Source organism: Pseudomonas sp. GQ91 (genome assembly GCF_059758795.1).
In genome coordinates, this window is the sequence record NZ_JCAXED010000006.1 from 58,492 (window position 1) to 80,715 (window position 22,224).

17 protein-coding genes and 4 tRNA genes are annotated in these 22,224 nt (G+C 58.4%); 6 read left to right on the forward strand and 15 right to left on the reverse strand.

What is annotated here, in order from left to right; genetic code table 11:
* The first annotated feature begins 13 nt into the window (after positions 1-13).
* Positions 14-1,039, forward strand: a complete 1,026-nt coding sequence (locus tag AC6CIA_RS10630; protein WP_498312206.1) for an AraC family transcriptional regulator — start codon at positions 14-16, stop codon at positions 1,037-1,039.
* 278 nt (positions 1,040-1,317) lie between these two features.
* On the opposite strand, the gene AC6CIA_RS10635 is transcribed toward AC6CIA_RS10630, so the two are convergent.
* Both AC6CIA_RS10635 and AC6CIA_RS10640 read right to left on the reverse strand, forming a co-directional pair.
* The gene (locus AC6CIA_RS10635) at positions 1,318-2,157 is read right to left on the reverse strand and encodes a DUF2242 domain-containing protein (RefSeq protein WP_498311823.1); all 840 of its coding nucleotides are present in this window, start codon (positions 2,155-2,157) and stop codon (positions 1,318-1,320) included.
* A gap of 89 nt (positions 2,158-2,246) precedes the next feature.
* Complete coding sequence (locus AC6CIA_RS10640) at positions 2,247-3,146, reverse strand: LysR family transcriptional regulator (protein WP_498311824.1); 900 nt, start codon at positions 3,144-3,146, stop codon at positions 2,247-2,249.
* A gap of 128 nt (positions 3,147-3,274) precedes the next feature.
* On the opposite strand from AC6CIA_RS10640, the gene AC6CIA_RS10645 reads away from it, so the two are divergent.
* Positions 3,275-4,459 (forward strand): MFS transporter, encoded by a 1,185-nt coding sequence (locus tag AC6CIA_RS10645; protein ID WP_498311825.1) that lies wholly within the window; start codon positions 3,275-3,277, stop codon positions 4,457-4,459.
* A 63-nt stretch (positions 4,460-4,522) separates the two neighbouring features.
* Here the strand turns inward: AC6CIA_RS10645 and AC6CIA_RS10650 are convergent, their stop codons facing one another.
* The 10 genes from AC6CIA_RS10650 to AC6CIA_RS10695 all read right to left on the reverse strand — a co-directional run bounded on the left by AC6CIA_RS10650 (position 4,523) and on the right by AC6CIA_RS10695 (position 13,904).
* A complete protein-coding gene (locus tag AC6CIA_RS10650) occupies positions 4,523-6,394 on the reverse strand; it encodes a SurA N-terminal domain-containing protein (RefSeq protein ID WP_498311826.1) in 1,872 nt (623 codons plus the stop codon).
* Positions 6,395-6,626: 232 nt separating this feature from the next.
* Entirely contained in the window at positions 6,627-6,899 is a 273-nt protein-coding gene (locus AC6CIA_RS10655) for an HU family DNA-binding protein (protein ID WP_003174819.1), read from the reverse strand.
* A 147-nt stretch (positions 6,900-7,046) separates the two neighbouring features.
* The gene (gene lon / locus AC6CIA_RS10660; RefSeq protein WP_339528394.1) at positions 7,047-9,443 is read right to left on the reverse strand and encodes an endopeptidase La; all 2,397 of its coding nucleotides are present in this window, start codon (positions 9,441-9,443) and stop codon (positions 7,047-7,049) included.
* A 144-nt stretch (positions 9,444-9,587) separates the two neighbouring features.
* Positions 9,588-10,871, reverse strand: a complete 1,284-nt coding sequence (gene clpX / locus AC6CIA_RS10665) for an ATP-dependent Clp protease ATP-binding subunit ClpX (RefSeq protein WP_339528393.1) — start codon at positions 10,869-10,871, stop codon at positions 9,588-9,590.
* Positions 10,872-10,983: 112 nt separating this feature from the next.
* Positions 10,984-11,619: an ATP-dependent Clp endopeptidase proteolytic subunit ClpP gene (gene clpP / locus AC6CIA_RS10670; RefSeq protein WP_005789297.1), complete on the reverse strand. Its 636-nt coding sequence runs from the start codon at positions 11,617-11,619 to the stop codon at positions 10,984-10,986.
* 91 nt (positions 11,620-11,710) lie between these two features.
* A complete protein-coding gene (gene tig, locus AC6CIA_RS10675) occupies positions 11,711-13,021 on the reverse strand; it encodes a trigger factor (protein ID WP_498311827.1) in 1,311 nt (436 codons plus the stop codon).
* Between the two features lie 400 nt (positions 13,022-13,421).
* Positions 13,422-13,497: transfer RNA gene (locus AC6CIA_RS10680), tRNA-His, on the reverse strand.
* Positions 13,498-13,576: 79 nt separating this feature from the next.
* Positions 13,577-13,661: transfer RNA gene (locus AC6CIA_RS10685), tRNA-Leu, on the reverse strand.
* Between the two features lie 58 nt (positions 13,662-13,719).
* Positions 13,720-13,795 (reverse strand) — tRNA-His (locus AC6CIA_RS10690).
* A gap of 32 nt (positions 13,796-13,827) precedes the next feature.
* A tRNA-Arg gene (locus AC6CIA_RS10695) sits at positions 13,828-13,904 on the reverse strand.
* A 280-nt stretch (positions 13,905-14,184) separates the two neighbouring features.
* Between AC6CIA_RS10695 and folD the strand changes: the two genes are divergently transcribed.
* Complete coding sequence (gene folD / locus AC6CIA_RS10700; protein WP_339528391.1) at positions 14,185-15,039, forward strand: bifunctional methylenetetrahydrofolate dehydrogenase/methenyltetrahydrofolate cyclohydrolase FolD; 855 nt, start codon at positions 14,185-14,187, stop codon at positions 15,037-15,039.
* Positions 15,040-15,246: 207 nt separating this feature from the next.
* The gene (gene pbpG / locus AC6CIA_RS10705) at positions 15,247-16,179 is read left to right on the forward strand and encodes a D-alanyl-D-alanine endopeptidase (RefSeq protein WP_498311828.1); all 933 of its coding nucleotides are present in this window, start codon (positions 15,247-15,249) and stop codon (positions 16,177-16,179) included.
* 45 nt (positions 16,180-16,224) lie between these two features.
* Here the strand turns inward: pbpG and AC6CIA_RS10710 are convergent, their stop codons facing one another.
* Positions 16,225-16,908, reverse strand: coding sequence for a peptidase C39 family protein (locus AC6CIA_RS10710; protein ID WP_498311829.1), 684 nt, complete (start codon positions 16,906-16,908; stop codon positions 16,225-16,227).
* Between the two features lie 210 nt (positions 16,909-17,118).
* On the opposite strand from AC6CIA_RS10710, the gene AC6CIA_RS10715 reads away from it, so the two are divergent.
* A complete protein-coding gene (locus AC6CIA_RS10715; protein WP_165447420.1) occupies positions 17,119-17,280 on the forward strand; it encodes a hypothetical protein in 162 nt (53 codons plus the stop codon).
* A 92-nt stretch (positions 17,281-17,372) separates the two neighbouring features.
* Here the strand turns inward: AC6CIA_RS10715 and AC6CIA_RS10720 are convergent, their stop codons facing one another.
* Both AC6CIA_RS10720 and AC6CIA_RS10725 read right to left on the reverse strand, forming a co-directional pair.
* Positions 17,373-18,656: a Zn-dependent hydrolase gene (locus AC6CIA_RS10720; protein WP_498311830.1), complete on the reverse strand. Its 1,284-nt coding sequence runs from the start codon at positions 18,654-18,656 to the stop codon at positions 17,373-17,375.
* 29 nt (positions 18,657-18,685) lie between these two features.
* On the reverse strand, positions 18,686-20,173 hold the full coding sequence (locus AC6CIA_RS10725) for an NCS1 family nucleobase:cation symporter-1 (RefSeq protein ID WP_498311831.1): 1,488 nt from the start codon (positions 20,171-20,173) through the stop codon (positions 18,686-18,688).
* 600 nt (positions 20,174-20,773) lie between these two features.
* Here AC6CIA_RS10725 and hydA point away from each other — a divergent pair.
* On the forward strand, positions 20,774-22,213 hold the full coding sequence (gene hydA, locus AC6CIA_RS10730; protein WP_498311832.1) for a dihydropyrimidinase: 1,440 nt from the start codon (positions 20,774-20,776) through the stop codon (positions 22,211-22,213).
* Positions 22,214-22,224 lie beyond the last annotated feature (11 nt).

Sequence of the window (22,224 nt, forward strand, 5' to 3'; positions counted from 1 at the left end):
GAAACCTGCACCGATGCGCCTCGGGGACCTGTCGGTGGGCATTGTGCATACCCTCGCAGATGCGCTACTCAGCCATGGCCTGGACCCACAGCCGCTGCTGTTGCAATACGGTCTGGACCCGGCTCGCCTGAGCGAGCCCGGGGCGCGTCTGTCGATCCCGCGCTACATGCGCCTCGGGCATGCCGCCATCCAACTGAGCGCTGATCCGGGCCTGGGTCTGCGCATGGGCCAATTAAGCCGCATGAATCAGCTCGGGCTGGCCGGGGTGACCGCCGCCCAGGCGCCCAACGTGCGGGAAGCCGCACGCACCTTGACGCGCTTCGAGGCACTCTACGGCTCCAATTACCGTGGCCAGTCCAGTTTTGAAGAAGATACCCAGGGCGCGTGGCTGCGTTTCTATTCCATCAGCCCGTATAACGCCTACAACCGTTTCGTGGTGGACTCGATCCTCGCCGGCTGGCTGCATCAACTCTCCACCCTGTGCCAGCAACCGCTGCAGGCCGAGCGGGTCGAAATCGAATTCGCCGCGCCCGACTACAGCCCTCGCTACAACGTGCTGGGGGACTGCCCGATCCAGTTTGCGGCCTCGTCCAATCAGTTGCGCTTGAGCCTGACCACCCTGGCCTTGCGTAATCCCGAGCATTGCCCGAGTACCTGGCACCTGCTGCTCAAGATGTGTGAAAGAGAATTGGAACAATTGACCCGTACGCGCAGCCTGCGCGAACGCATTACCCGTTTGCTCGGGCCGATGCTCAATGGCGGGCGGGAACCCGACCTGGAAGAGGTGGCGGCACGCCTGAAGCTGCCGACCTGGACTTTGCGGCGCAAACTGGCCGAAGAGGGCACGCAGTTTCGCGCCATTCTCAACGATACCCGTCGCGATCTGGCCATGACTTACATTCGCGACACGGAACTGGCCTTCGGGGAAATCGCCTACTTGCTCGGTTTTGCCTCAGCGGAAGCCTTTCAACGGGCCTTCAAACGCTGGAACAGCCAGACCCCAGGGGAATTTCGCCGCAGTCAGCGGCATTCCGCCTGATGCCTGCCTACAGCTCGGTGGCATCGTCTATCGGATCCTGGGGATCGAATTCGAATGCCTGGTACTCCAGCAGTTCTTCCTGATAATCGTCCATTTTTCGACTCCTTGTGGTGATGACAGCGGTACTTGAATAAGGACCCGCATCACCAGCCTAAAGTGCCGTCATGACAGAAAAATGTTTAATGCATGGAGTTGCTGCCCTTTCAGATTAAACGTAGCAGCACGCTGTGGATTTAACCGGATGTTGAATGCCTGAGGGGTTGAGGCTGCCCACGCCCCTACGGCGTCGGCAGCGGCGCAATCGGCTCAGTGGGCGCCGGCAAGGTGGGCGCGGTTTCCACTGGCTCGGCTGGGAGCACGGATGGCTCCGGAGCAATCGGTGCCGCCTCCGGAGGCGGCGCCAACGGTTGCGAGCCATCCGGCGCTGTCGGCGCCAACGGCGCGGGCTCAGCGACCGGCTCGGCCGGCGTCGGAACCGGAACCGGAGCAACCTCCGCCGGTGTCGGGGTCGGTTCAACAGCCGCCGCCTTCGGTTCCGGAATGCCCAGTTCCGCCTTGGGTGCCTCAGGGGCAGGCTCCGCCGGTTTCACCTCGCGCGGCAGGAACACATCTACCAACGCAAAGTAACGATCATAGAATTTTGGCGAGGTAACCGTTTCGCTGGCCACCTTGACCATCGAGTCGTCGGTGGAGCCAATCGGCATCGAGACCGAGCCCAGCACGCCCACCCCGAGACTGGCCGAATTGTTGACCTTCTTCAGCGCGTAACGATCCTGCAAGGCGTTGGCAAATATGGTCGCTTGATGGTCGTTGCCGCCATCTTCGGCGCACACCACATTGAAGCTGATCTGCAGATGGCTTTCACCCGTCTGCTGGAAACTCTTGTTGCCACTTACCAGCTTCGGATCGCTGCTGGTGATGATGTAACCCTGGCTGAGCAACGCCCGCCGGGCCGCTTCGCAGGCCGCGATATCACTGACCGGATAGTTACGTGAAAACGTACCGGAGTCGTCGAAATTTTCATGCTCATAGATAGCGGTCTTGGGTGACGAGCAGCCCGTGGCGCCCGCCAGCACCAGCGCCAGCCCGAGGCCACGCAAGTGAAATGATGTCGACATTGAAATTCCTGGGAAAAACGCTCAGGGCGGTATTGTGCAACAGATCGTGACGCCTGCGCGCGGATTCCTGTCGGTAAAACGTCACCGATTTATCGGACGGGTTCTGCGGGAAAAAGCCTCACGCTCATATGATCAATAAACACCCGCAATTTGGCCGAAGCATGGCGACTGGACGGCCACAGCAACCAGAAGCTTGCGCTGTGCTCCAGGTATTCATCCAGTACCCGCTGCAACCTCCCCCGCTCAACCGCCTCGCGCACCATGAAGTCCGGCAGACAGGCAATCCCGAGGCCCTCATGGACCACATGGTTGAGAGACTCAATGGTGGTCGAAACCAGCGGCGCACGCAGCACCGGCGCAGGCTCCTCCGGCAAATGACGTAAAGGCCAGGCTTCCAGCTTGCCGGTGGTGCAGAACCTATGGCGCAGGCAAGCATGGTGACTCAGATCGGCGGGCCGCTGCGGCGTGCCACATCGGGCAAAGTAATCGGTAGAACCCACCAACACCAGCCGGTAATTCCCCAGCAGACGGGCCATCAGTCGTGAATCCTCGGGTTTGCCAGTGCGCACCACCGCGTCGAAGCCTTCATCAATCACGTCCACCATGCGATCGGAAAAGTCCACGTCCAATTCAATGTCCGGATAGGTCCGCATAAACTCGGTCAGCACCGGCATCAACAGCCCTCTCACCTGCGGCAAACTGATGCGTAACTTACCCCTGGGCGTGGTCGCCGCATCTGTCAGTTCCTGCTCCGCCGCTTCGACCTCGGCCAGGATGCGCCGGCATCGCTCCAAAAACAGCGCCCCCTCAGCGGTCAACGTGATACTGCGGGTACTGCGGTGGAACAATCTGACGCCCAAGCGCTCTTCGATACGCGCGATACTTTTGCCGATGGCCGAGGACGACACTCCCTGCAACCTGCCGGCCTGAGTAAAACTGCGGGTGTCCGCAACCTGCACAAACACCGAAATACTGCCCAGGCTGTCCATTCTCACTTCCCGATCATTGCGGACAAAAACGTCCGATAAGTTCGGAACCTTAGCCTGTTTTTCTGTGCTGTCCAGCTCCCTATTCTTGGCCTTTACCTTGAGGCATTGAAAAAATGGAGCCGATACCCATGACCCCCAGCAGCCCACTCGCCGACTCATCCGCCCACCTCACGACTCATCGTGAACGCCTTCCCCTCGGGGGGCTGATGGCGCTGGCCACTGCCGGGTTTATCACTATCCTCACTGAAGCATTGCCCGCGGGCCTGCTACCCCAGATGAGCGTCGGCCTGCAGGTGTCCGAGGCGCTGGTCGGCCAACTCGTCACCTTGTATGCCCTCGGCTCGTTGCTGGCGGCCATTCCGTTGACCTACGCCACTCGCGGTTGGCGTAGACGACCATTGCTGATGATTGCCATCGGCGGCTTTGCGCTGGTCAACAGTGTCACGGCGCTGTCGAACGACTATTGGCTGACCCTGACCGCGCGTTTATTGGCCGGGGTATTCGCCGGCCTGCTTTGGGCATTACTGGCGGGCTATGCCAGTCGTATGGTGGCACCGCATCTGCAGGGTCGGGCGATTGCCGTGGCCATGCTCGGTGCGCCCCTGGCGTTGTCTCTCGGCGTACCGGCCGGCACGCTGCTCGGCACTGCGGTCGGCTGGCGCTGGAGTTTCGCGATCATGACCGGGCTTACGATCGCGTTACTGGCATGGGTGCGCTGGCAGGTACCGGACTTCGCCGGGCAAAGTGCTGAAAAACGCCTTGGCCTGCGCCAGGTCCTGAGGTTGTGCGGGGTACGGTCGGTGCTGTTCGTGACCTTCACCTATGTGCTGGCTCACAACATTCTCTACACCTATATTGCCCCTCTGCTTGCGCCCGCCGGACTCACCACCGACATCGATCAGGTGCTGCTGGTATTTGGTCTGGCGGCCCTGTTGAGTATCTGGCTTGTCGGAGCACTGATTGACCAGCGCCTGCGCCTGTTGCTGATCATCAGTTGCGCACTGTTCGCGTCGTCGGCCCTGGCGCTGGGACTCTGGATCGACTCACCCAGCGTGGTCTACGTAACGGTGGCATTGTGGGGAATTGCCTTTGGCGGTCTGCCAGCCTTGCTGCAAACAGCACTGGCCAAGTCTGCCGGCGACTCGGCTGATCCCGCGCAGTCCATGCTGGTAACCGTCTGGAACCTGGGAATTGCTGGCGGTGGCTTGGCCGGAGGGATGTTACTGCAGGGCTTGGGCGTTACCTTCTTTCCCTGGATCGTTGTTGCGTTGGCGACACTTGCGCTGGCAGCAACCCTGCGAAGCGGACACTGATCACACCAGGTCAAAAAAAACCCCGGCTGGCAGGCCGGGGTCTTTTTCGTCACAGTTACATCATCAGAAGCGTTCGATATCCGCTTCGGCTTCCAACTGCTTGCGATAAGCCGCGAAGTCCTGCTGACCCACACGCGAAGCGAGGGAGCGACGATACTGCTCCTTCTCTTCATCGGTCGGGGCCACCGCTTCATTGACAGCGTCCAGGCGCACAATCACCAGGCTACCGTCAGGCAGGGTCACGTCGGTAAACGTCGGCTTGTCCTTCGCCACCGGCTTGGCCATGCGGAACAGCGCTTGCAGCACGGCGGGTTCAACCCCTTCCTCGCCACGGCCGGCGGCTTCGGTGGTTTTCCATTCCTGACCATCCACAGGCTGATCCAACGGCAGCTTGCCGTCACGCAGGTTAGCGATCAGCTCGTCGGCATGGGTCTTCGCCGCCGCGCTTGCACGCTCTTTGGTCAACTGCGCGCGGATAGCCGACGCGACGCTTTCCAACGGCAGTTGTTCTGGCTTGCGGTGCTCTTTGGCACGCAGCACCACGATGGTTTCCGGGTCCAGCTCGATGGCGGTGCTGTTGGCGCCTTCATTCAGCACTTCAGGACTGAAGGCCGCCTGGATCACTGCACGGTTGGCGGTAATACCCTCGCCACCCTCACGACCGAACGGAGCGGAAGTGTGCACGGTCAGTTTCAGGTCCGAAGCGGGTTGAGCCAGGTCGGAGGCCTCGAATGCCGCGTCTTCCAGTTGCTTGGTCGCTTCCACGAAGCGTTGTTCAACCTGCTGGGTTTTCAGTTCGCGTGTCAGCTTGTCTTTCAGGCTGGCAAACGATGGCACCTCAGGTGCTTCAACGCCCAACAGCTTGATCAAGTGCCAGCCGAAGGTCGTACGGACCGGAGCCGAAACCTCATCCTTCTTCAAGGCATACAGCGCCGTCTCGAAGTCTGGGTCGTAGACACCCTGGCCGGCATACCCCAGGTCACCGCCAGTGCTGGCCGAACCTGGATCCTGGGAGAACTCCTTGGCCAGCGCCTCAAAGCTCTCACCCTTGGCCAGACGTGCCTGAATGTCTTCGATCTTGGCCTTGGCCTGCGCCTCGTTCACCTTATCGTTGACTTCAATCAGGATGTGCGCGGCACGACGTTGCTCGGCAAGGTTGGCGATTTCCTTCTCGTACAGCGCCTGCAGTTCAGCGTCGTTGACGGTGACCTGATCGAAGAAGGAAGCCTTCTTCAATTCCAGGTAATCAATGACTACCTGATCCGGGGTCATGAACTCTTTGGCGTGCAGGTCGTAGTAAGCCTTGACCTCTTCGTCGGTGAGTTTCACCGCGCCAGGGTCAGCCTTGATGTTGACGGTGGCGAAATCCCGCGTCTGCTTTTCCAGCTTCGCGAAAGCCAGGACTTCCTGATCGGTCACAAAACCGCTGCCGGCAATGCCCGCACGCAGTTGGCCAATGAGCATTTCCTGAGTCAGCATCTGACGAAATTGCATACGGCTGTAGCCCAGCTGACGAATCACCTGGTCGAAACGTTCCGCATTGAACTTGCCGTCCACCTGGAATTCCGGCGTTTGCAGGATCACCTGGTCCAGGGCAGCTTCCGAGAAGGAAAACTTCGAGTCGGCCGCGCCTTGCAGCACCAGCTTGCGATCGATCAGGCCCTTGAGGGCCGCCTCGCGCAGCATTTTTTCATCCAGCAAGGACGCGTCGAAGTCCTTGCCCAACTGTTGCATCAACTGTCGACGTTGCATGTCGACCGCTTGGCTCAGTTCGTTCTGACTGATTGCTTCACCATTGACCTTGGCCGCGTCCTGGCTGTTGGTCGTGGCCTGGAAAATGGCCTCGATACCGGTGAAGGCCATCAATACAACGATGATCCCGATGATGGTCTTGGCAATCCAGCCTTGTGAATTGTCCCTGATATTCTGCAGCATGCGTCCCCCAGAAACGGTTGAACTTCAAAGTTTAGGCAACCGTGGAGCGTGGGTAGAGTCCGGATAGAAGAAAGGCGCATCCGAGGATGCGCCTTCTCGTAACTGGCAGAGCGGACGAGGGTTTGAACCTACACCCCCGGCGTGGCGACCCGATGACTCAATGGGTCTGCTGCCGCTCCGCTATCAGGCCAGACTTGCGTGTGACCTGGGCAGGCAAAGGCTTGAACGAAGCTTAGTTCACAGCTTCTTTCAGGGCTTTACCGGCTTTGAAACCTGGTTTTTTGGCTGCGGCGATTTGCAGCGCCTTGCCGGTCTGCGGGTTACGGCCAGTGCGAGCTGGGCGGTCGGTCACAGAGAAAGTACCGAAACCAACCAGTACCACGGAGTCGCCGGCCTTGAGAGCGCCAGTGACGGATTCGATTACTGCGTCCAGCGCACGGCCAGCAGCAGCTTTCGGGATATCAGCAGATGCAGCGATAGCATCAATCAGTTCCGACTTGTTCACTCTAAGTCCCCTTATATCTATTTGAGTATGATTCTAAGTTTTTTGGTGAAAGCAAAAATCAGTGCTGAATGGCCTACAGGCACTTAAGAGCCGCTTTATAACAAGGGCTCTAAAAATCTGTCAAGGAAGCCACCCGGCTTAAACGTATTAATGCGTGCTAATTCTTTCCTTAGAGTCAGTCTCGCGCTTTTCATCCTTTGCAACTATCTCGGGAACCACATCCGGCAAGGGCTCCGGCGCGTATTGCAGCGCAATTTGCAGGACCTCGTCAATCCATTTAACCGGTTTAATCTGCAGATCCTGCTTGATGTTGTCAGGAATTTCCTTCAGATCGCGCACATTCTCTTCAGGAATGATCACCGTCTTGATACCACCACGGTGTGCCGCGAGCAATTTCTCTTTCAGGCCACCAATGGCCAGCACCTGTCCACGCAGGGTAATTTCCCCAGTCATGGCGACATCGGCGCGCACCGGAATGCCGGTCAACGCTGATACCAGTGCCGTGCACATGCCTACGCCAGCGCTAGGGCCATCTTTCGGGGTCGCCCCTTCTGGCATGTGGATATGCGTGTCGTGCTTCTCGTGGAAGTCCAGGGGAATCCCCAGGCTCCTGGCGCGACTGCGCACCACGGTCTGCGCGGCAGTAATCGACTCGACCATCACATCACCCAGCGAACCGGTCTTGATCAACTGGCCCTTGCCCGGAATCACCACCGCTTCGATGGTCAGCAACTCGCCACCCACCTGGGTCCACGCAAGCCCCGTGACCTGGCCAACCTGATCTTGCGCCTCAGCCAGGCCGTAACGGAATTTACGCACGCCCAGGAAATGCTCGAGGGAGTCTGCGGCGACCTTCACGCAGAAGCGTTTTTCCAGCGAATGCTCCTTCACCACTTTGCGGCAAATCTTCGCCAATTGACGCTCAAGGCCCCGTACACCGGCCTCGCGGGTGTAATAACGAATGATGTCGCGGATGGCCTCGACCTCGAATTCGATCTCGCCCTTCTTCAGGCCATTGGCCGAAATCTGCTTGGGCGCGAGGTATTTGACGGCGATGTTGATCTTCTCGTCTTCGGTGTAGCCCGGCAGACGAATCACCTCCATCCGGTCCAGCAGGGCTGGCGGAATATTCATGGAGTTGGAGGTGCACAGGAACATTACGTCGGACAGGTCGTAGTCGACTTCCAGGTAATGATCGTTGAAGTTGTGGTTCTGTTCCGGATCGAGCACTTCCAGCAATGCAGAAGCCGGATCGCCACGCATGTCGCTGCCCATTTTGTCGATTTCATCGAGCAGGAACAGCGGGTTGCGTACCCCCACCTTCGTCATCTTTTGAATCAATCTTCCTGGCATCGAACCGATGTACGTCCGGCGATGACCACGAATTTCCGCTTCATCACGCACGCCACCGAGGGCCATGCGCACGAATTTACGGTTCGTGGCGTTGGCAATGGACTCCGCCAGCGAGGTTTTACCCACACCAGGCGGCCCGACCAGGCACAACACCGGGCCACGAATCTTCTTCACGCGCTTTTGCACGGCGAGGTATTCGAGGATGCGATCCTTGACCTCTTCAAGGCCGTAGTGATCGGCGTCGAGAATGTCTTCTGCCCGGGCGAGGTCCAGGCGCACTTTAGTCTGAGCCTTCCACGGCACCTGCACCAGCCAGTCGATGTAGGAACGAACCACGGTGGCTTCAGCCGACATCGGGGACATTTGCTTGAGTTTGTTCAGCTCAGCGGTGGCCTTGGCCAGCGCGTCTTTCGGCAGGCCGGCGGCATCGATGCGCTTTTTCAGCTCTTCGATTTCGTTATGACCTTCCTCGCTGTCGCCCAACTCTTTCTGAATGGCCTTCATCTGCTCATTCAGGTAGTACTCGCGCTGGCTGCGCTCCATCTGCTTTTTAACGCGACCACGAATACGCTTTTCAACCTGCAACAGGTCGATTTCAGCATCCAGCAACGCCAGGACGTGCTCGACCCGGGCAGACAAATCGATAATCTCGAGAATGTCCTGTTTCTGCTCGATTTTCAGCGCCATGTGCGCGGCCATGGTATCGACCAGGCGGCTTGGCTCATCAATGCTGTTGAGGGAGGACAGGACTTCAGCCGGGACTTTTTTGCCCAGTTGTACGTATTGCTCGAACTGCGAAAGCAGGCTGCGAACAAAAACTTCCGATTCGCGTTCAGGCGCGTCGACTTCGTCGATCAAGGCCACTTCCGCGCGCAGGTGACCGTCCACTTCCATGAAGCGCTCTACGGCGCCACGCTGCTCACCCTCGACCAGCACCTTGACGGTGCCATCCGGCAGCTTGAGCAGTTGCAGAACAGTGGCAATGGTGCCGACACGATACAGGGCGTCTTCGCCGGGATCATCATCAGCAGGATTTCTCTGGGCCAACAGCAGGATCTGCTTGTCGCCCGTCATCGCGGCCTCGAGGGCTTCGATAGACTTCTCGCGCCCCACGAACAGCGGGATAACCATGTGCGGATACACAACGACATCACGCAATGGCAGGAGAGGCAATTCAATGGTTGTCTTCATGATTTCGCCTCGATGACAGATGAAAGTACGCTTGAAACCAAGATGGGGGCTGTGCGCAAAAAAAACAAGCGTGATGCGAACAGTAAACACGAGTAAAAACAAAGGGGCCCTGAGGCCCCTTGGTTTATTTCGGCAGCAAAACGCTTACGCGTCTGGCGCAGCCTTGGCTGTCGGCTCACTGTTTTCGTAGATGTACAGTGGCTTGGACTTGCCTTCTATGACGCTTTCGTCGATCACCACTTTACTCACGTCGGACTGCGACGGGATCTCGTACATGGTGTCGAGCAGCACGCCTTCGAGAATCGAACGCAAGCCACGTGCGCCAGTCTTGCGCTCCAGCGCACGCTTGGCCACCGACTTGAGCGCGTCGGCACGGAACTCGAGGTCCACGCCTTCCATCTCGAACAACTTGGCATATTGCTTGGTCAGGGCGTTTTTCGGCTCGGTAAGGATCTGCATCAACGCAGCCTCATCCAGCTCGTCCAACGTCGCCAGGACCGGCAGGCGGCCGACAAACTCAGGGATCAGACCGAACTTGACCAAATCGTCAGGTTCGACTTCACGCAAGGAGTCACCAACTTTCTTGCCTTCTTCCTTGCTGCGCACTTCTGCACTGAAACCGATGCCGCCACGGGTGGAACGGTTTTGAATAACCTTTTCCAGGCCGGAGAACGCACCGCCACAGATAAACAGGATGTTGCGCGTATCAACCTGAAGGAATTCCTGCTGCGGATGCTTGCGGCCGCCTTGTGGCGGTACAGACGCAACCGTGCCTTCGATCAGCTTCAACAGGGCTTGCTGCACGCCCTCACCGGAAACGTCCCGGGTAATCGACGGGTTATCCGATTTGCGCGAAATCTTGTCGATTTCATCGATGTAGACGATACCCATCTGGGCCTTCTCTACGTCGTAATCGCATTTTTGCAGCAGCTTCTGGATGATGTTCTCAACGTCCTCACCTACATAACCCGCCTCGGTGAGGGTGGTTGCGTCGGCGATGGTGAAGGGAACGTTCAACAGGCGAGCGAGGGTTTCTGCAAGCAGGGTCTTACCCGAGCCTGTAGGACCGATCAGCAGGATGTTACTTTTGCCGAGCTCGACGTCGTCATTCTTTTTGTCACGCTGGTTCAAGCGCTTGTAGTGGTTGTACACCGCTACGGCCAGAACCTTTTTCGCACGCTCTTGACCAATCACATACTGATCAAGGATGCCGCTGATTTCTTTAGGCGAAGGCAATTTATGCGCGCTGCTTTCGGCCTGGGCTTCCTGCACCTCCTCACGGATGATGTCATTGCACAGGTCGACGCACTCGTCGCAGATAAAGACCGAGGGGCCGGCAATCAATTTGCGTACTTCATGCTGGCTTTTGCCACAGAAGGAGCAATAGAGCAGCTTGCCGTTGTCCTCGCCGTTGCGGGTGTCAGTCATTCGTTCGATCCAAATCCGATAGGCTTGCAACACAAGATGAAGGCTTATGCGGGCTTTTTCAAGCCCGCAGGTGATCGGACCCGCCGACCCGCCCTATTTTGAGCTGCTTATATTAAGCAGGACGCTTTTCGATTACAGCGTCGATCAACCCGTACTCACGCGCGGCTTCTGCACTCATGAAATTGTCACGGTTGGTATCGCGCTCGATTTCTTCCAGGGTGTGTCCACTGTGCTTGGCCATCAGCGTGTTGAGACGCTCGCGAATAAAGAGGATTTCCTTGGCGTGGATTTCGATATCCGACGCCTGGCCCTGGAAACCGCCCAGTGGCTGGTGAATCATCACTCGCGAGTTAGGCAGGCAGAAACGCTTGCCCTCGGCGCCGGCGGTCAGCAGGAACGCGCCCATGCTGCACGCCTGACCGATACAGGTCGTCGACACGTTTGGCTTGATGAACTGCATGGTGTCGTAGATCGACATGCCCGCTGTCACCGAACCGCCCGGGGAGTTGATATAGAGATGGATGTCCTTGTCCGGGTTTTCCGCCTCAAGGAACAGCAGTTGCGCACAGATCAGATTGGCCATGTAGTCCTCTACAGGGCCGACCAGAAAGATGACTCGCTCCTTGAGAAGGCGCGAGTAGATGTCATAGGCGCGTTCGCCACGAGCAGATTGCTCGACAACCATCGGGACCAGGCCGCCTGCGGCCTGGATATCAGAGTTCTGCTGAATATAGGAATTACGGAACATGCTCTGCAGTTACTCCCAAATAGTCATGTCTTGAAAACGCATAAGCCAGCGCGAGGCTGGCTTATGGTTGTATTTCCAACGAGTTGGACAATCAGTCGGCTTGTGCTGCTTCCGCCGGCTTGACTGCTTCTTCGTAAGAGACCGCTTTATCGGTCACCTTAGCCTTCTGCAGAACAGTATCCACAACTTGTTCTTCCAGCACAACCGAACGCACTTCGTTCAGTTGCTGGTCATTCTTGTAGTACCAAGCCACGACCTGCTCAGGCTCCTGGTAGGCCGAAGCCATTTCCTGAATCATTTCGCGAACGCGATCTTCGTCAGGCTTGAGGTCGAACTGCTTGACCACTTCAGCCACGATCAGGCCCAGCACGACACGGCGCTTGGCTTGCTCTTCGAACAGCTCGGCCGGCAGTTGGTCAGGCTTGATGTTGCCACCGAACTGCTGAACAGCTTGTACGCGCAGGCGATCCACTTCGTTGGACAGCAGCGCCTTCGGCACTTCGATCGGGTTGGCGGCCAGCAGACCGTCCATGACCTGGTTCTTGACCTTGGACTTGATCGCCTGGCGCAGCTCACGCTCCATGTTCTTGCGAACTTCGGTGCGGAAGCCTTCGATACCGCTTTCCTTGATACCGAACTGGGTGAAGAACTCTTCGTTCAGCTCAGGCAGCTTAGGCTCGGAAACAGTGTTGACGGTGACGGTGAACTCGGCGGCCTTGCCGGCCAGGTCCAGGTTCTGATAGTCAGCCGGGAACGTCAGGTTCAGAACGCGCTCTTCGCCGGCCTTGGCGCCAACCAGGCCGTCTTCGAAACCCGGGATCATGCGGTTGGAACCCAGCACCAGCTGAGTACCCTTGGCCGAGCCGCCAGCGAAGACTTCGCCGTCAACCTTGCCCACGAAATCGATGTTCAGCTGGTCTTCGTTCTGAGCAGCGCGCTCAGTCACTTCAAAGCGGGTGTTCTGCTTGCGCAGGATTTCCAGCATGTTGTCCAGGTCGGCATCAGCGACATCGGCGCTCAGGCGCTCGATAGCGATACCTTCGAAACCGGCAACTTCGAACTCAGGGAACACTTCAAATACGGCGACGTACTCCAGGTCCTTGCCGGCTTCCAGGGATTTAGGCTCGATCGAAGGAGAACCCGCCGGGTTCAGCTTCTGCTCGACAACAGCTTCGTAGAAAGAAGCCTGGATGACGTCGCCTACAGCTTCCTGACGTGCGTCAGCACCAAAGCGGCGCTTGATTTCGCTCATCGGCACTTTGCCTGGACGGAAACCAGCGATCTTGGCCTTTTGGGCAGTCTGCTGCAGACGCTTGTTGACCTGAGTCTCGATGCGCTCCGCCGGCACGGTGATGCTCATGCGGCGCTCAAGAGCAGAAGTATTTTCAACAGAAACTTGCATGGATATTCCTCGTTGCACAGACGTTAGCCGGCCGTTTCCGACCCCAGAATCAAGGGCATGCATTCTAGTGGGTCAAACTCAAGAAGTCACCCTACTGAAAACGGGTAAACAAACAGCAGGCAATTTATAGGGGCAAATGCACGAATACCCTTCGCCCCGGTGGCAAATACAGCCAATCACGCCAGGGCCCTGCGCCGACCCTTCTATATATAGAAGAGGTCACCAATCATCGCCCCGGCAGCCGACCTCGTAACAAGCTCGACGGGCAGCGCGGCATCATCGAGAAACATATATACGACGAAACGCCCTGCCCCGCGACCCAAAACCTGCAGCCGCCGAATACTCAAACCGCTAAAACAAAAAAGGCGCCAGACTGTTAAATCTGGCGCCTTTCGAAATATGGGGTGGACGAAGGGGATCGAACCCTCGACAACGGGAGTCACAATCCCGTGCTCTACCAACTGAGCTACGCCCACCATATTGCGTAACAAAGAAGCCAAACAAGCTCTTTGTCGAGCCCCAATCCTGCCAACAGGCAATGAGTGACGCTTTAATTGGTGCGGATGAAGAGACTCGAACTCTTACGCCTCGCGGCGCTGGAACCTAAATCCAGTGTGTCTACCAATTCCACCACATCCGCGGCTTGAAGCTGTTAAAGCAAAGGCGCCAGACCGTTAAATCTGGCGCCTTTTGAAATATGGGGTGGACGAAGGGGATCGAACCCTCGACAACGGGAGTCACAATCCCGTGCTCTACCAACTGAGCTACGCCCACCATCTTGCGCTACTTGTGCCAAAGCTGCCTAATGGCGCACCCGGCAGGACTCGAACCTGCGACCATCCGCTTAGAAGGCGGATGCTCTATCCAGCTGAGCTACGGGCGCCTTATTAATCTGTACCCTTGAAGGACTACAAACTAAATGCTTCCAGCCTTGCACAACAAGACAACTATTGCGCTCGACCTTCTTAACCAGTGCTAGGCTGTGCCCGACAAGTGCGACGAATAGTATAGACGCCCCCAAAGGCCGTCAAATCTTTTTTGAAAAAAATTCATTTTATTTAAGGGGTTAGGGGAATTTGCAGACCAAGCGCCTTTGCCCTCACGTCCTGGCGTGCGAGAATGCGCGCACTTTTCTTCCCCCTCTCGATGGTTAATCACGCGTAATGACTGCACAACTTATCGACGGCAAATCAATCGCCGCCAGCCTGCGCCAGCAGATCGCCAAACGTGTCGCCGAGCGTCGCCAGCAAGGCCTGCGCACGCCGGGGCTCGCGGTGATCCTGGTCGGCAGCGATCCTGCCTCTCAGGTTTATGTCTCGCACAAGCGTAAAGACTGCGAAGAGGTCGGCTTTATTTCCAAGGCCTACGACTTGCCTTCCGATACCTCGCAACAGGCCCTCGCCGATCTGATCGACAACCTCAATGACGACCCGAAGATCGACGGCATACTCCTGCAGTTGCCGCTGCCGGAGCACCTGGACGCATCCAGGCTGCTCGAGCGCATTCGTCCGGACAAAGACGTCGACGGCTTCCACCCTTATAACGTCGGTCGCCTGGCACAGCGTATTCCGCTGCTGCGCCCCTGCACCCCGAAGGGCATCATGACCCTGCTGGAGAGCACCGGCGTCGATCTTTACGGCCTGGATGCGGTGGTCGTTGGCGCGTCCAACATCGTCGGTCGCCCGATGGCCATGGAATTGCTGCTGGCCGGCTGCACCGTGACGGTCACGCACCGCTTCACCAAGGATCTGGCCGGGCATGTTGGTCGCGCCGACCTGGTGGTGGTGGCTGCCGGCAAACCCGGCCTGGTCAAAGGTGAGTGGATCAAGGAAGGCGCGATCGTCATCGACGTGGGCATCAACCGTCAGCACGACGGCAAGCTGGTGGGCGACGTCGTCTACGAAACCGCCCTGCCCCGCGCCGGCTGGATCACACCGGTGCCAGGTGGCGTAGGCCCGATGACGCGTGCCTGCCTGCTGGAAAACACTTTGTACGCGGCAGAAACCCTGCACGGCTGATAACCCACCGGACGAAAAGAGCCCTGCCTTATGGCGGGGCTTTTTATTGCCCGAAGAAAACGGTTTTTTCTTTGTTTTTAAGGGCTTTCGTCTGGTTCTGGAAGCACATTCGATAATTTTTGATCCATACTGATAATACGTAACATAATTTTTCATCAAGCCCGTTGCAAAACGGTACATCTTTACTTTTTTAGCGAGTTCATCCGCGTGAAAATTCGTCTTTCTCTCGTCAGCCTGTTTCTTGTCGTCACCGGCAGCTTCGCCAACGCCAGCGAAACCACCCTCGCCCCGCGCGATCCCTCGCAACTGCACATCGCCTCCGGCAGTGCGATGCTGGTGGATCTGCAAACCAACAAGGTTATTTATTCCAGTAATCCGGACGTGGTCGTGCCCATCGCCTCGGTGACCAAGCTGATGACCGGCATGGTGGTGCTGGACGCCAAACAGAACATGGACGAATACATCTCGATCAACATCAGTGACACGCCGGAAATGAAAGGAGTGTTTTCACGGGTACGGCTCAACAGTGAGATGCCGCGCAAAGAAATGCTGCTGATTACCTTGATGTCCTCGGAAAACCGCGCGGCCGCGAGCCTGGCCCACCACTATCCGGGCGGCTATGCCGCCTTCATCGCGGCGATGAACGCCAAGGCCAAGGCCCTGGGCATGACCAGCACCCGCTACGTCGAGCCCACCGGGCTGTCGATCCATAACGTGTCGACCGCGCGGGATCTGAGCAAGTTGGTCCAGGCCGCACGCAAATACCCGATGCTGACGCAGTTGAGCACCACCAAGGAGAAAACCGTGGCTTTCCGCAAACCCAACTACACCTTGGGGTTCTCCAACACCGATCACCTGGTCAATCGCGCCAACTGGGACATCAAACTGACCAAAACCGGCTTCACCAACCAGGCCGGCCATTGCCTGGTTCTGGTCACCCAAATGGGCAACCGTCCAGTATCGCTGGTCATCCTGGATGCGTTTGGCAAATATACCCACTTCGCCGACGCCAGCCGCATTCGCAAGTGGATCGAGACCGGCAAGAGCGGTGCGGTTCCGGACGTGGCGTTGCAATACAAGGCCGACAAAAACCTCAAGGGCCGCCAGAAAGGCGTGGTCCAGGCTTCCGAGTCGCGTTGATTCATCGCGGCCCGGGCCCGGCGCCAGCCCTTGAGCGCCGTTGCTTCAGGGCTTGGCCGTTTTATCGGCCATCACCTTGAGCGCCTGGGCCGCAGCCCGTTCCTGGCCCGCGCGGGCCGTAGCGTCAGCGGCCTGTTGCCATTTCTGCGGATTGACATCAGCGGGTAACTGGTTCGGACGCTGAACCAGTACCGCCCACTGCCCGGCGTCTTTCCATGCGGACTCGAAGTCACCGAACGCCATCAAGCGCCGCCGCTCCCTTCCCACCCGCAACAGCAGGGTATTTTTCCGCTGATTGAAGCCAACCAACACCGCATAGCGCGGTTCGGCCCAGAGCGTCGAGCCTTCGGTAATACGCACCATCACCGGGTACCCCGCCGCCACTTGCGCCAACAACGCGGGCAATTTGGCCTCCAGCGGATACACCAGCATTCCGTACTCCCGCGCCAACCCCTGCATATTGCGTTCAAGATCGGCTTGCGCCTCCGGCAGGTGCAGGGGCTTTTCCAGCAAGCCCGGGGTAATCACGATGCCTTGCTGGGACAACATGCTGGCCAACGTCGCGGGACCACCCTGGTAGGTGTCGCCGCGAAACGCCGGCACACCGGTGAGTTCGACGCGCTCGGGCAAGCTGCGGATATTCGTGGCCTGCGGCCCGGCACAGGCTGCCAGTCCGAGGGCACAGGCGACTACCAACAAGGATGTTCTAACGTTCGGCCGTAAGCGCAATTCTTCACTCTCTTGATCATCTGCCGTCTGGGGTTCCGATCATAGGGCGCTGCGGGGCGCGGGTATAGCCTTGACCCCCAGTAAAAGGCCCGCATTAGAGCAAACAAGTTGCACCTTTCGACCATTGGTCCATAGCACGCAACCACCCGGGAGCTAGACTGTCCATTGAGAAGACTGTGTGTGCCCGGTACAGGGCGAAAGGAGGCACTTATGAGCCTGACGACAACGATTTTTCTCTTGATCTGTGGCTGGCTGTCCGTTGCCGGCGCCATGTTGTGGGGAGTGCTGCGCATCACCCGCCGACATTATCATCCCCAGGCCAGGCCCGCGGAACCCGCCAAGTCGCATAAAGCAGCCGTACACCATGCCTAGCAATCGTCTCGGCAAACCGTTGATCTCACGCCCTCCTGTCGGCCAATAAACTGACTGGATGCCACGAGTGTTCTCGCGGCATCCCGTGAACCTCAGGCAGCCAGTTTGCCACTGGCAATCGCGGCCGACGCGGCCACCATCGCCCGCAACAACACCGCACACCCCGCCGCCAGGTCATCCGGCGCGGCATTCTCGATTTCGTTATGGCTGATACCGCCCTCGCACGGTACAAAGATCATGCCGGCCGGGCCCAATTCGGCGACGAAAATTGCGTCGTGCCCCGCTCCGCTGACAATGTCCATATTCGATAAACCCAGTCCATTGGCCGCATCGCGTACCGCGTCGACACAACCCGTGTCGAAATACAGCGGCGGAAAATCGGCGGTGGGCAACATTTCAAAGGTCAGGCCATGACGGGTGCAGGTGTCTTCGATCACCTTGCGCACCTGGGCAATCATCGAATCCAGCCGCGCCGGTTCCAGATGGCGAAAATCCAGGGTCATGCGCACCTCGCCCGGGATGACGTTTCGCGAGCCGGGATAGGCTTGCAGGCACCCCACGGTGCCGCACGCATGGGGCTGATGCCCGAGGGCTGCGGCGTTGACCGCCGCGACCACCGCAGCGGCGCCCACCAAGGCATCCCTGCGCAAGTGCATAGGCGTCGGGCCGGCGTGCGCTTCCACACCGCGCAACGTCAGGTCGAACCACTTCTGGCCAAGCGCGCCAAGCACCACGCCAATGGTTTTTTTCTCATCCTCCAGAATCGGACCTTGTTCAATATGCGCTTCGAAATAAGCGCCAACCTTATGCCCGCTCACGGGCCGCGTCCCGGCATAGCCAATGGCATTGAGCGCATCGCCGACCGTCACGCCATCGGCGTCGGTCTTGGCCAGGGTATCTTCCAGGGTGAACTTTTCGGCAAAGACGCCGGAGCCCATCATGCACGGCGGGAAGCGCGAGCCTTCTTCGTTGGTCCACACCACCACTTCCAGCGGCGCCTCGGTTTGAATCCCGAGATCGTTCAGGGTACGCAGCACTTCAACGCCCGCCAGAACACCAAAGCAACCATCGAATTTGCCACCCGTGGGTTGAGTGTCAATGTGGCTGCCCGTCATCACCGGCGGCAGTTCTGGATGACGCCCGGGGCGCCGGGCGAAGATATTGCCGACGCCGTCGACGGTCACGGTGCAGCCAGCCTCCTCGCACCATTTCACAAACACGTCGCGGGCCTGGCGGTCGAGATCAGTCAGGGCCAGGCGGCAGACACCGCCCTTGGGTGTGGCGCCGAGCCTGGCCAAGTCCATCAGCGACTGCCACAAGCGGTCACGGTTGATGTGCTGATGAGTGGATTGCAGGACGTCTGTGACAGCGTTCATGGGTAATCTCCTCAGGCTGTTTTTATAGATTATTGCGGCGCTTTGACCACCAGTGCACGGGTCCCGCGCTTCATGCTCAGGCCGTAGTACAAGACGCCGCCCAGCGCCGAACCGGTGAACCAGCCGTAGCTGTAGAACCAGCTGAATGCGTCACTGCCCAGGGACAGCAACGTCAACACCACCGGCACGCCGAAGGCAATAAAACCCGCGACGTTCCACGCCGGATAGATGTCATCGCGGTACAGGCCGGCAAGGTCCAGTTGCTGGCGGCGGACCAGGAAGTAATCCACCACCATGATCCCGGCAATCGGCCCCAGCAGGCTCGAATAACCCAGCAACCAGTTCGAATAGACGGACTCCAGGCTGACCTCGGAGACAATCAGGCCGAGCTTTTTCAGCAACTCGTGGGCCATCAGCGCCAACCCCACCAAGCCAGTGAGCATCACCGCCGTGGTGCGGTTGATCAGCTTGGGCGCGATGTTCTGGAAGTCGTTGGTGGGCGAGACGATATTCGCGGCCGTGTTGGTGGACAAGGTCGCGATGATGATCAACGCCATCGCTACCGCCACCCAGGTCGGGCTCTGGATATGCCCGATCAGGGTCACCGGATCGGAGACGCTGACGCCAACCAGTTTCACCGAAGCGGCGGTCATGATCACGCCAAGTGCGGCGAACAGGAACATCGTCAGCGGCAGGCCGAAAATCTGCCCGAGTATCTGGTCCTTCTGGCTTTTGGCGTAGCGGCTGAAGTCGGGAATATTCAATGACAAGGTGGCCCAGAACCCCACCATCGCGGTGAGGCCGGCCATGAAGTAACCGGTGAGGCTCGCCCCTTCAGGACGGTTTGCCGGGATCGCCATCAACTCGCTGATCGACACGTTGGGCATCGCCCACACCAGCAGCCCGACGCCCACCGCCACCAGCAATGGTGCCGACAGGGTTTCCAGCCATTTGATCGACTCGGCACCTCGCAGTACCACCCACAGGTTGAGCACCCAGAAGATCATGAAACCGATCACTTCACCGGTCCCACCCAGCACCTTCCAACCTTCGAAAATCGAGCCGAGAAACAGGTGGATCGCCAGGCCGCCGAACATCGTCTGGATACCGAACCAGCCACACGCCACCAGCGCGCGAATCAGGCACGGCACGTTGGAGCCAAGGATGCCAAAGGACGAACGCAGCAACACCGGGAACGGAATTCCGTACTTGGTACCGGGAAAGGCATTAAGCGTCAGGGGAATCAACACCACGATGTTGGCCAACAGGATCGCCATCAGCGCCTCGCCTACCGACAGCCCGAAGTAAGCCGTCAGCACGCCACCCAAGGTGTAGGTCGGCACGCAGATCGACATGCCGACCCACAACGCCGTGATATGCCACTTGTTCCAGGTTCGTTCATGCACCTTGCTCGGCGCGATGTCGTGGTTGTAGCGGGGGCTGTCGAGGACGTCGGCGCCGGCGTCAAGTTCATACAGGCCGTCGCGTTCTAGGACTTGCGATCTGTTCTGTTGCATGGCCGCTCCACGGTTCTTTTTCGAATTATTGTGCTCATCCCGCGTTGAACGCAGGATGGCCGGAGTACCGCATTGACAACATGACATCACGGACCCGACCCGCCGCCACTGCACTCAATAACCGTGCCGCAAACAGCCACCGCGCCCCTACCGCACATATAACTTGCTGATGTTAATCAGCTTTATTAGCTCAACCAAAAAGCCCTTGGGTACTTGCAGCGTTACTCAGGCCAAATAACGCGAAAGTTATCCGAACCCTCAGGACTCAATCTGGTGCAACACAATTATTTTTATTTACCGTTCCCGTCAAGAGGCAGGTCTCAAGCGTCTGATTTGCAATAAGAAATGTTGCTCATATTGAGAACCTGTCAAGTGCGTCAAAAGGGTGAGCGCGCGCTGCATTTTGGTGATTTTTGTTTTTTATCATTAAAAATCAAATAGATAAAACATAAACAAGCTTATAAAAAATATTCTTGCTCATTCTAAAAACTCGGGCTAGTTTCTATTCCTGTCACCACTGACAGGAATTAATTCACCTGCGGTGAGCGGCACTACAACTTAGAACCGGCATAAGCCGGTCAAGCCTGCGAGGAACTCAGCATGTCGTTGTTGATCCGTGGCGCCACCGTTATCACCCATGATGAAACTTATCGAGCCGATGTGCTGTGCGCGGGCGGTCTGATTCGCGCGATTGGCATTGACCTGGAGATTCCCGCCGGCACCGAGGTGCTCGATGGCAGCGGTCAATATTTGATGCCGGGCGGCATCGATCCCCACACGCATATGCAACTGCCCTTCATGGGCACCGTGGCCAGCGAAGACTTCTTCAGCGGCACGGCGGCCGGACTGGCCGGGGGCACCACCTCGATCATTGATTTCGTGATCCCCAACCCGCAGCAATCCTTGCTGGAGGCCTTTCATCAGTGGCGCGGCTGGGCTGAAAAGTCCGCCGCCGATTACGGCTTTCATGTGGCAATCACCTGGTGGAGCGAACAGGTACGCGAGGAAATGGCCGAACTGGTGAGCCATCACGGCATCAACAGCTTCAAGCATTTCATGGCGTACAAGAACGCGATCATGGCGGCCGATGACACGCTGGTCGCCAGTTTCGAGCGCTGCCTGGAACTGGGCGCGGTGCCCACCGTGCATGCCGAAAACGGCGAGCTGGTCTATCACCTGCAACGCAAGCTGATGGCCCAGGGCATCACCGGCCCCGAGGCGCACCCGCTGTCGCGCCCGTCACAGGTGGAAGGCGAAGCGGCCAGCCGAGCGATCCGGATTGCCGAAACCATTGGCACGCCGCTGTATCTGGTCCACGTTTCCACCCGGGAGGCGCTCGACGAAATCACCTACGCCCGAAGCAAGGGTCAGCACGTTTACGGCGAAGTATTGGCGGGACATTTGTTGCTGGACGACAGCGTCTATCAGCACCCCGATTGGCAAACCGCCGCAGGCTACGTGATGAGCCCGCCGTTCCGTCCACGGGGGCATCAGCAAGCGCTGTGGCATGGCCTGCAATCGGGCAACCTGCACACCACCGCCACCGACCACTGCTGTTTTTGCGCCGAGCAAAAAGCCGCCGGGCGCGAAGACTTCAGCAAGATTCCCAACGGCACCGCCGGCATCGAGGACCGTATGGCGCTGCTGTGGGACGAAGGGGTCAATACCGGCCGCTTGTCGATGCAGGCATTTGTCGCACTGACATCCACCAACACCGCGAAGATCTTCAACCTTTACCCGCGCAAGGGAGCGATCCGTGTAGGCGCGGATGCCGACTTGGTGCTGTGGGATCCCCAGGGCACACGAACCATCTCGGCCAACACCCATCATCAGCAGGTGGACTTCAACATCTTCGAAGGCAAGACCGTGCGCGGCGTGCCCAGCCATACCATCAGCCAGGGCAAGCTGGTCTGGGTCGATGGCGATCTGCGGGCCGAGCGTGGTGCCGGACGCTATGTGGAGCGCCCTGCGTATCCATCGGTGTTCGAGCAGTTGAGCAAGCAGGCGGAGCTTTCCAGGCCGGTTGCAGTGAAACGCTGATACTGCTCTTC

Coding starts and splice junctions, on each gene's coding strand:
- AC6CIA_RS10630 (WP_498312206.1), top strand. CDS start 14: ATGCGCCTCGGGGACCTGTCGGTGGGCATTGTGCATACCCTCGCAGAT.
- AC6CIA_RS10635 (WP_498311823.1), bottom strand. CDS start 2,157: ATGTCGACATCATTTCACTTGCGTGGCCTCGGGCTGGCGCTGGTGCTG.
- AC6CIA_RS10640 (WP_498311824.1), bottom strand. CDS start 3,146: ATGGACAGCCTGGGCAGTATTTCGGTGTTTGTGCAGGTTGCGGACACC.
- AC6CIA_RS10645 (WP_498311825.1), top strand. CDS start 3,275: ATGACCCCCAGCAGCCCACTCGCCGACTCATCCGCCCACCTCACGACT.
- AC6CIA_RS10650 (WP_498311826.1), bottom strand. CDS start 6,394: ATGCTGCAGAATATCAGGGACAATTCACAAGGCTGGATTGCCAAGACC.
- lon (WP_339528394.1), bottom strand. CDS start 9,443: ATGAAGACAACCATTGAATTGCCTCTCCTGCCATTGCGTGATGTCGTT.
- clpX (WP_339528393.1), bottom strand. CDS start 10,871: ATGACTGACACCCGCAACGGCGAGGACAACGGCAAGCTGCTCTATTGC.
- clpP (WP_005789297.1), bottom strand. CDS start 11,619: ATGTTCCGTAATTCCTATATTCAGCAGAACTCTGATATCCAGGCCGCA.
- tig (WP_498311827.1), bottom strand. CDS start 13,021: ATGCAAGTTTCTGTTGAAAATACTTCTGCTCTTGAGCGCCGCATGAGC.
- folD (WP_339528391.1), top strand. CDS start 14,185: ATGACTGCACAACTTATCGACGGCAAATCAATCGCCGCCAGCCTGCGC.
- AC6CIA_RS10715 (WP_165447420.1), top strand. CDS start 17,119: ATGAGCCTGACGACAACGATTTTTCTCTTGATCTGTGGCTGGCTGTCC.
- AC6CIA_RS10720 (WP_498311830.1), bottom strand. CDS start 18,656: ATGAACGCTGTCACAGACGTCCTGCAATCCACTCATCAGCACATCAAC.
- AC6CIA_RS10725 (WP_498311831.1), bottom strand. CDS start 20,173: ATGCAACAGAACAGATCGCAAGTCCTAGAACGCGACGGCCTGTATGAA.
- hydA (WP_498311832.1), top strand. CDS start 20,774: ATGTCGTTGTTGATCCGTGGCGCCACCGTTATCACCCATGATGAAACT.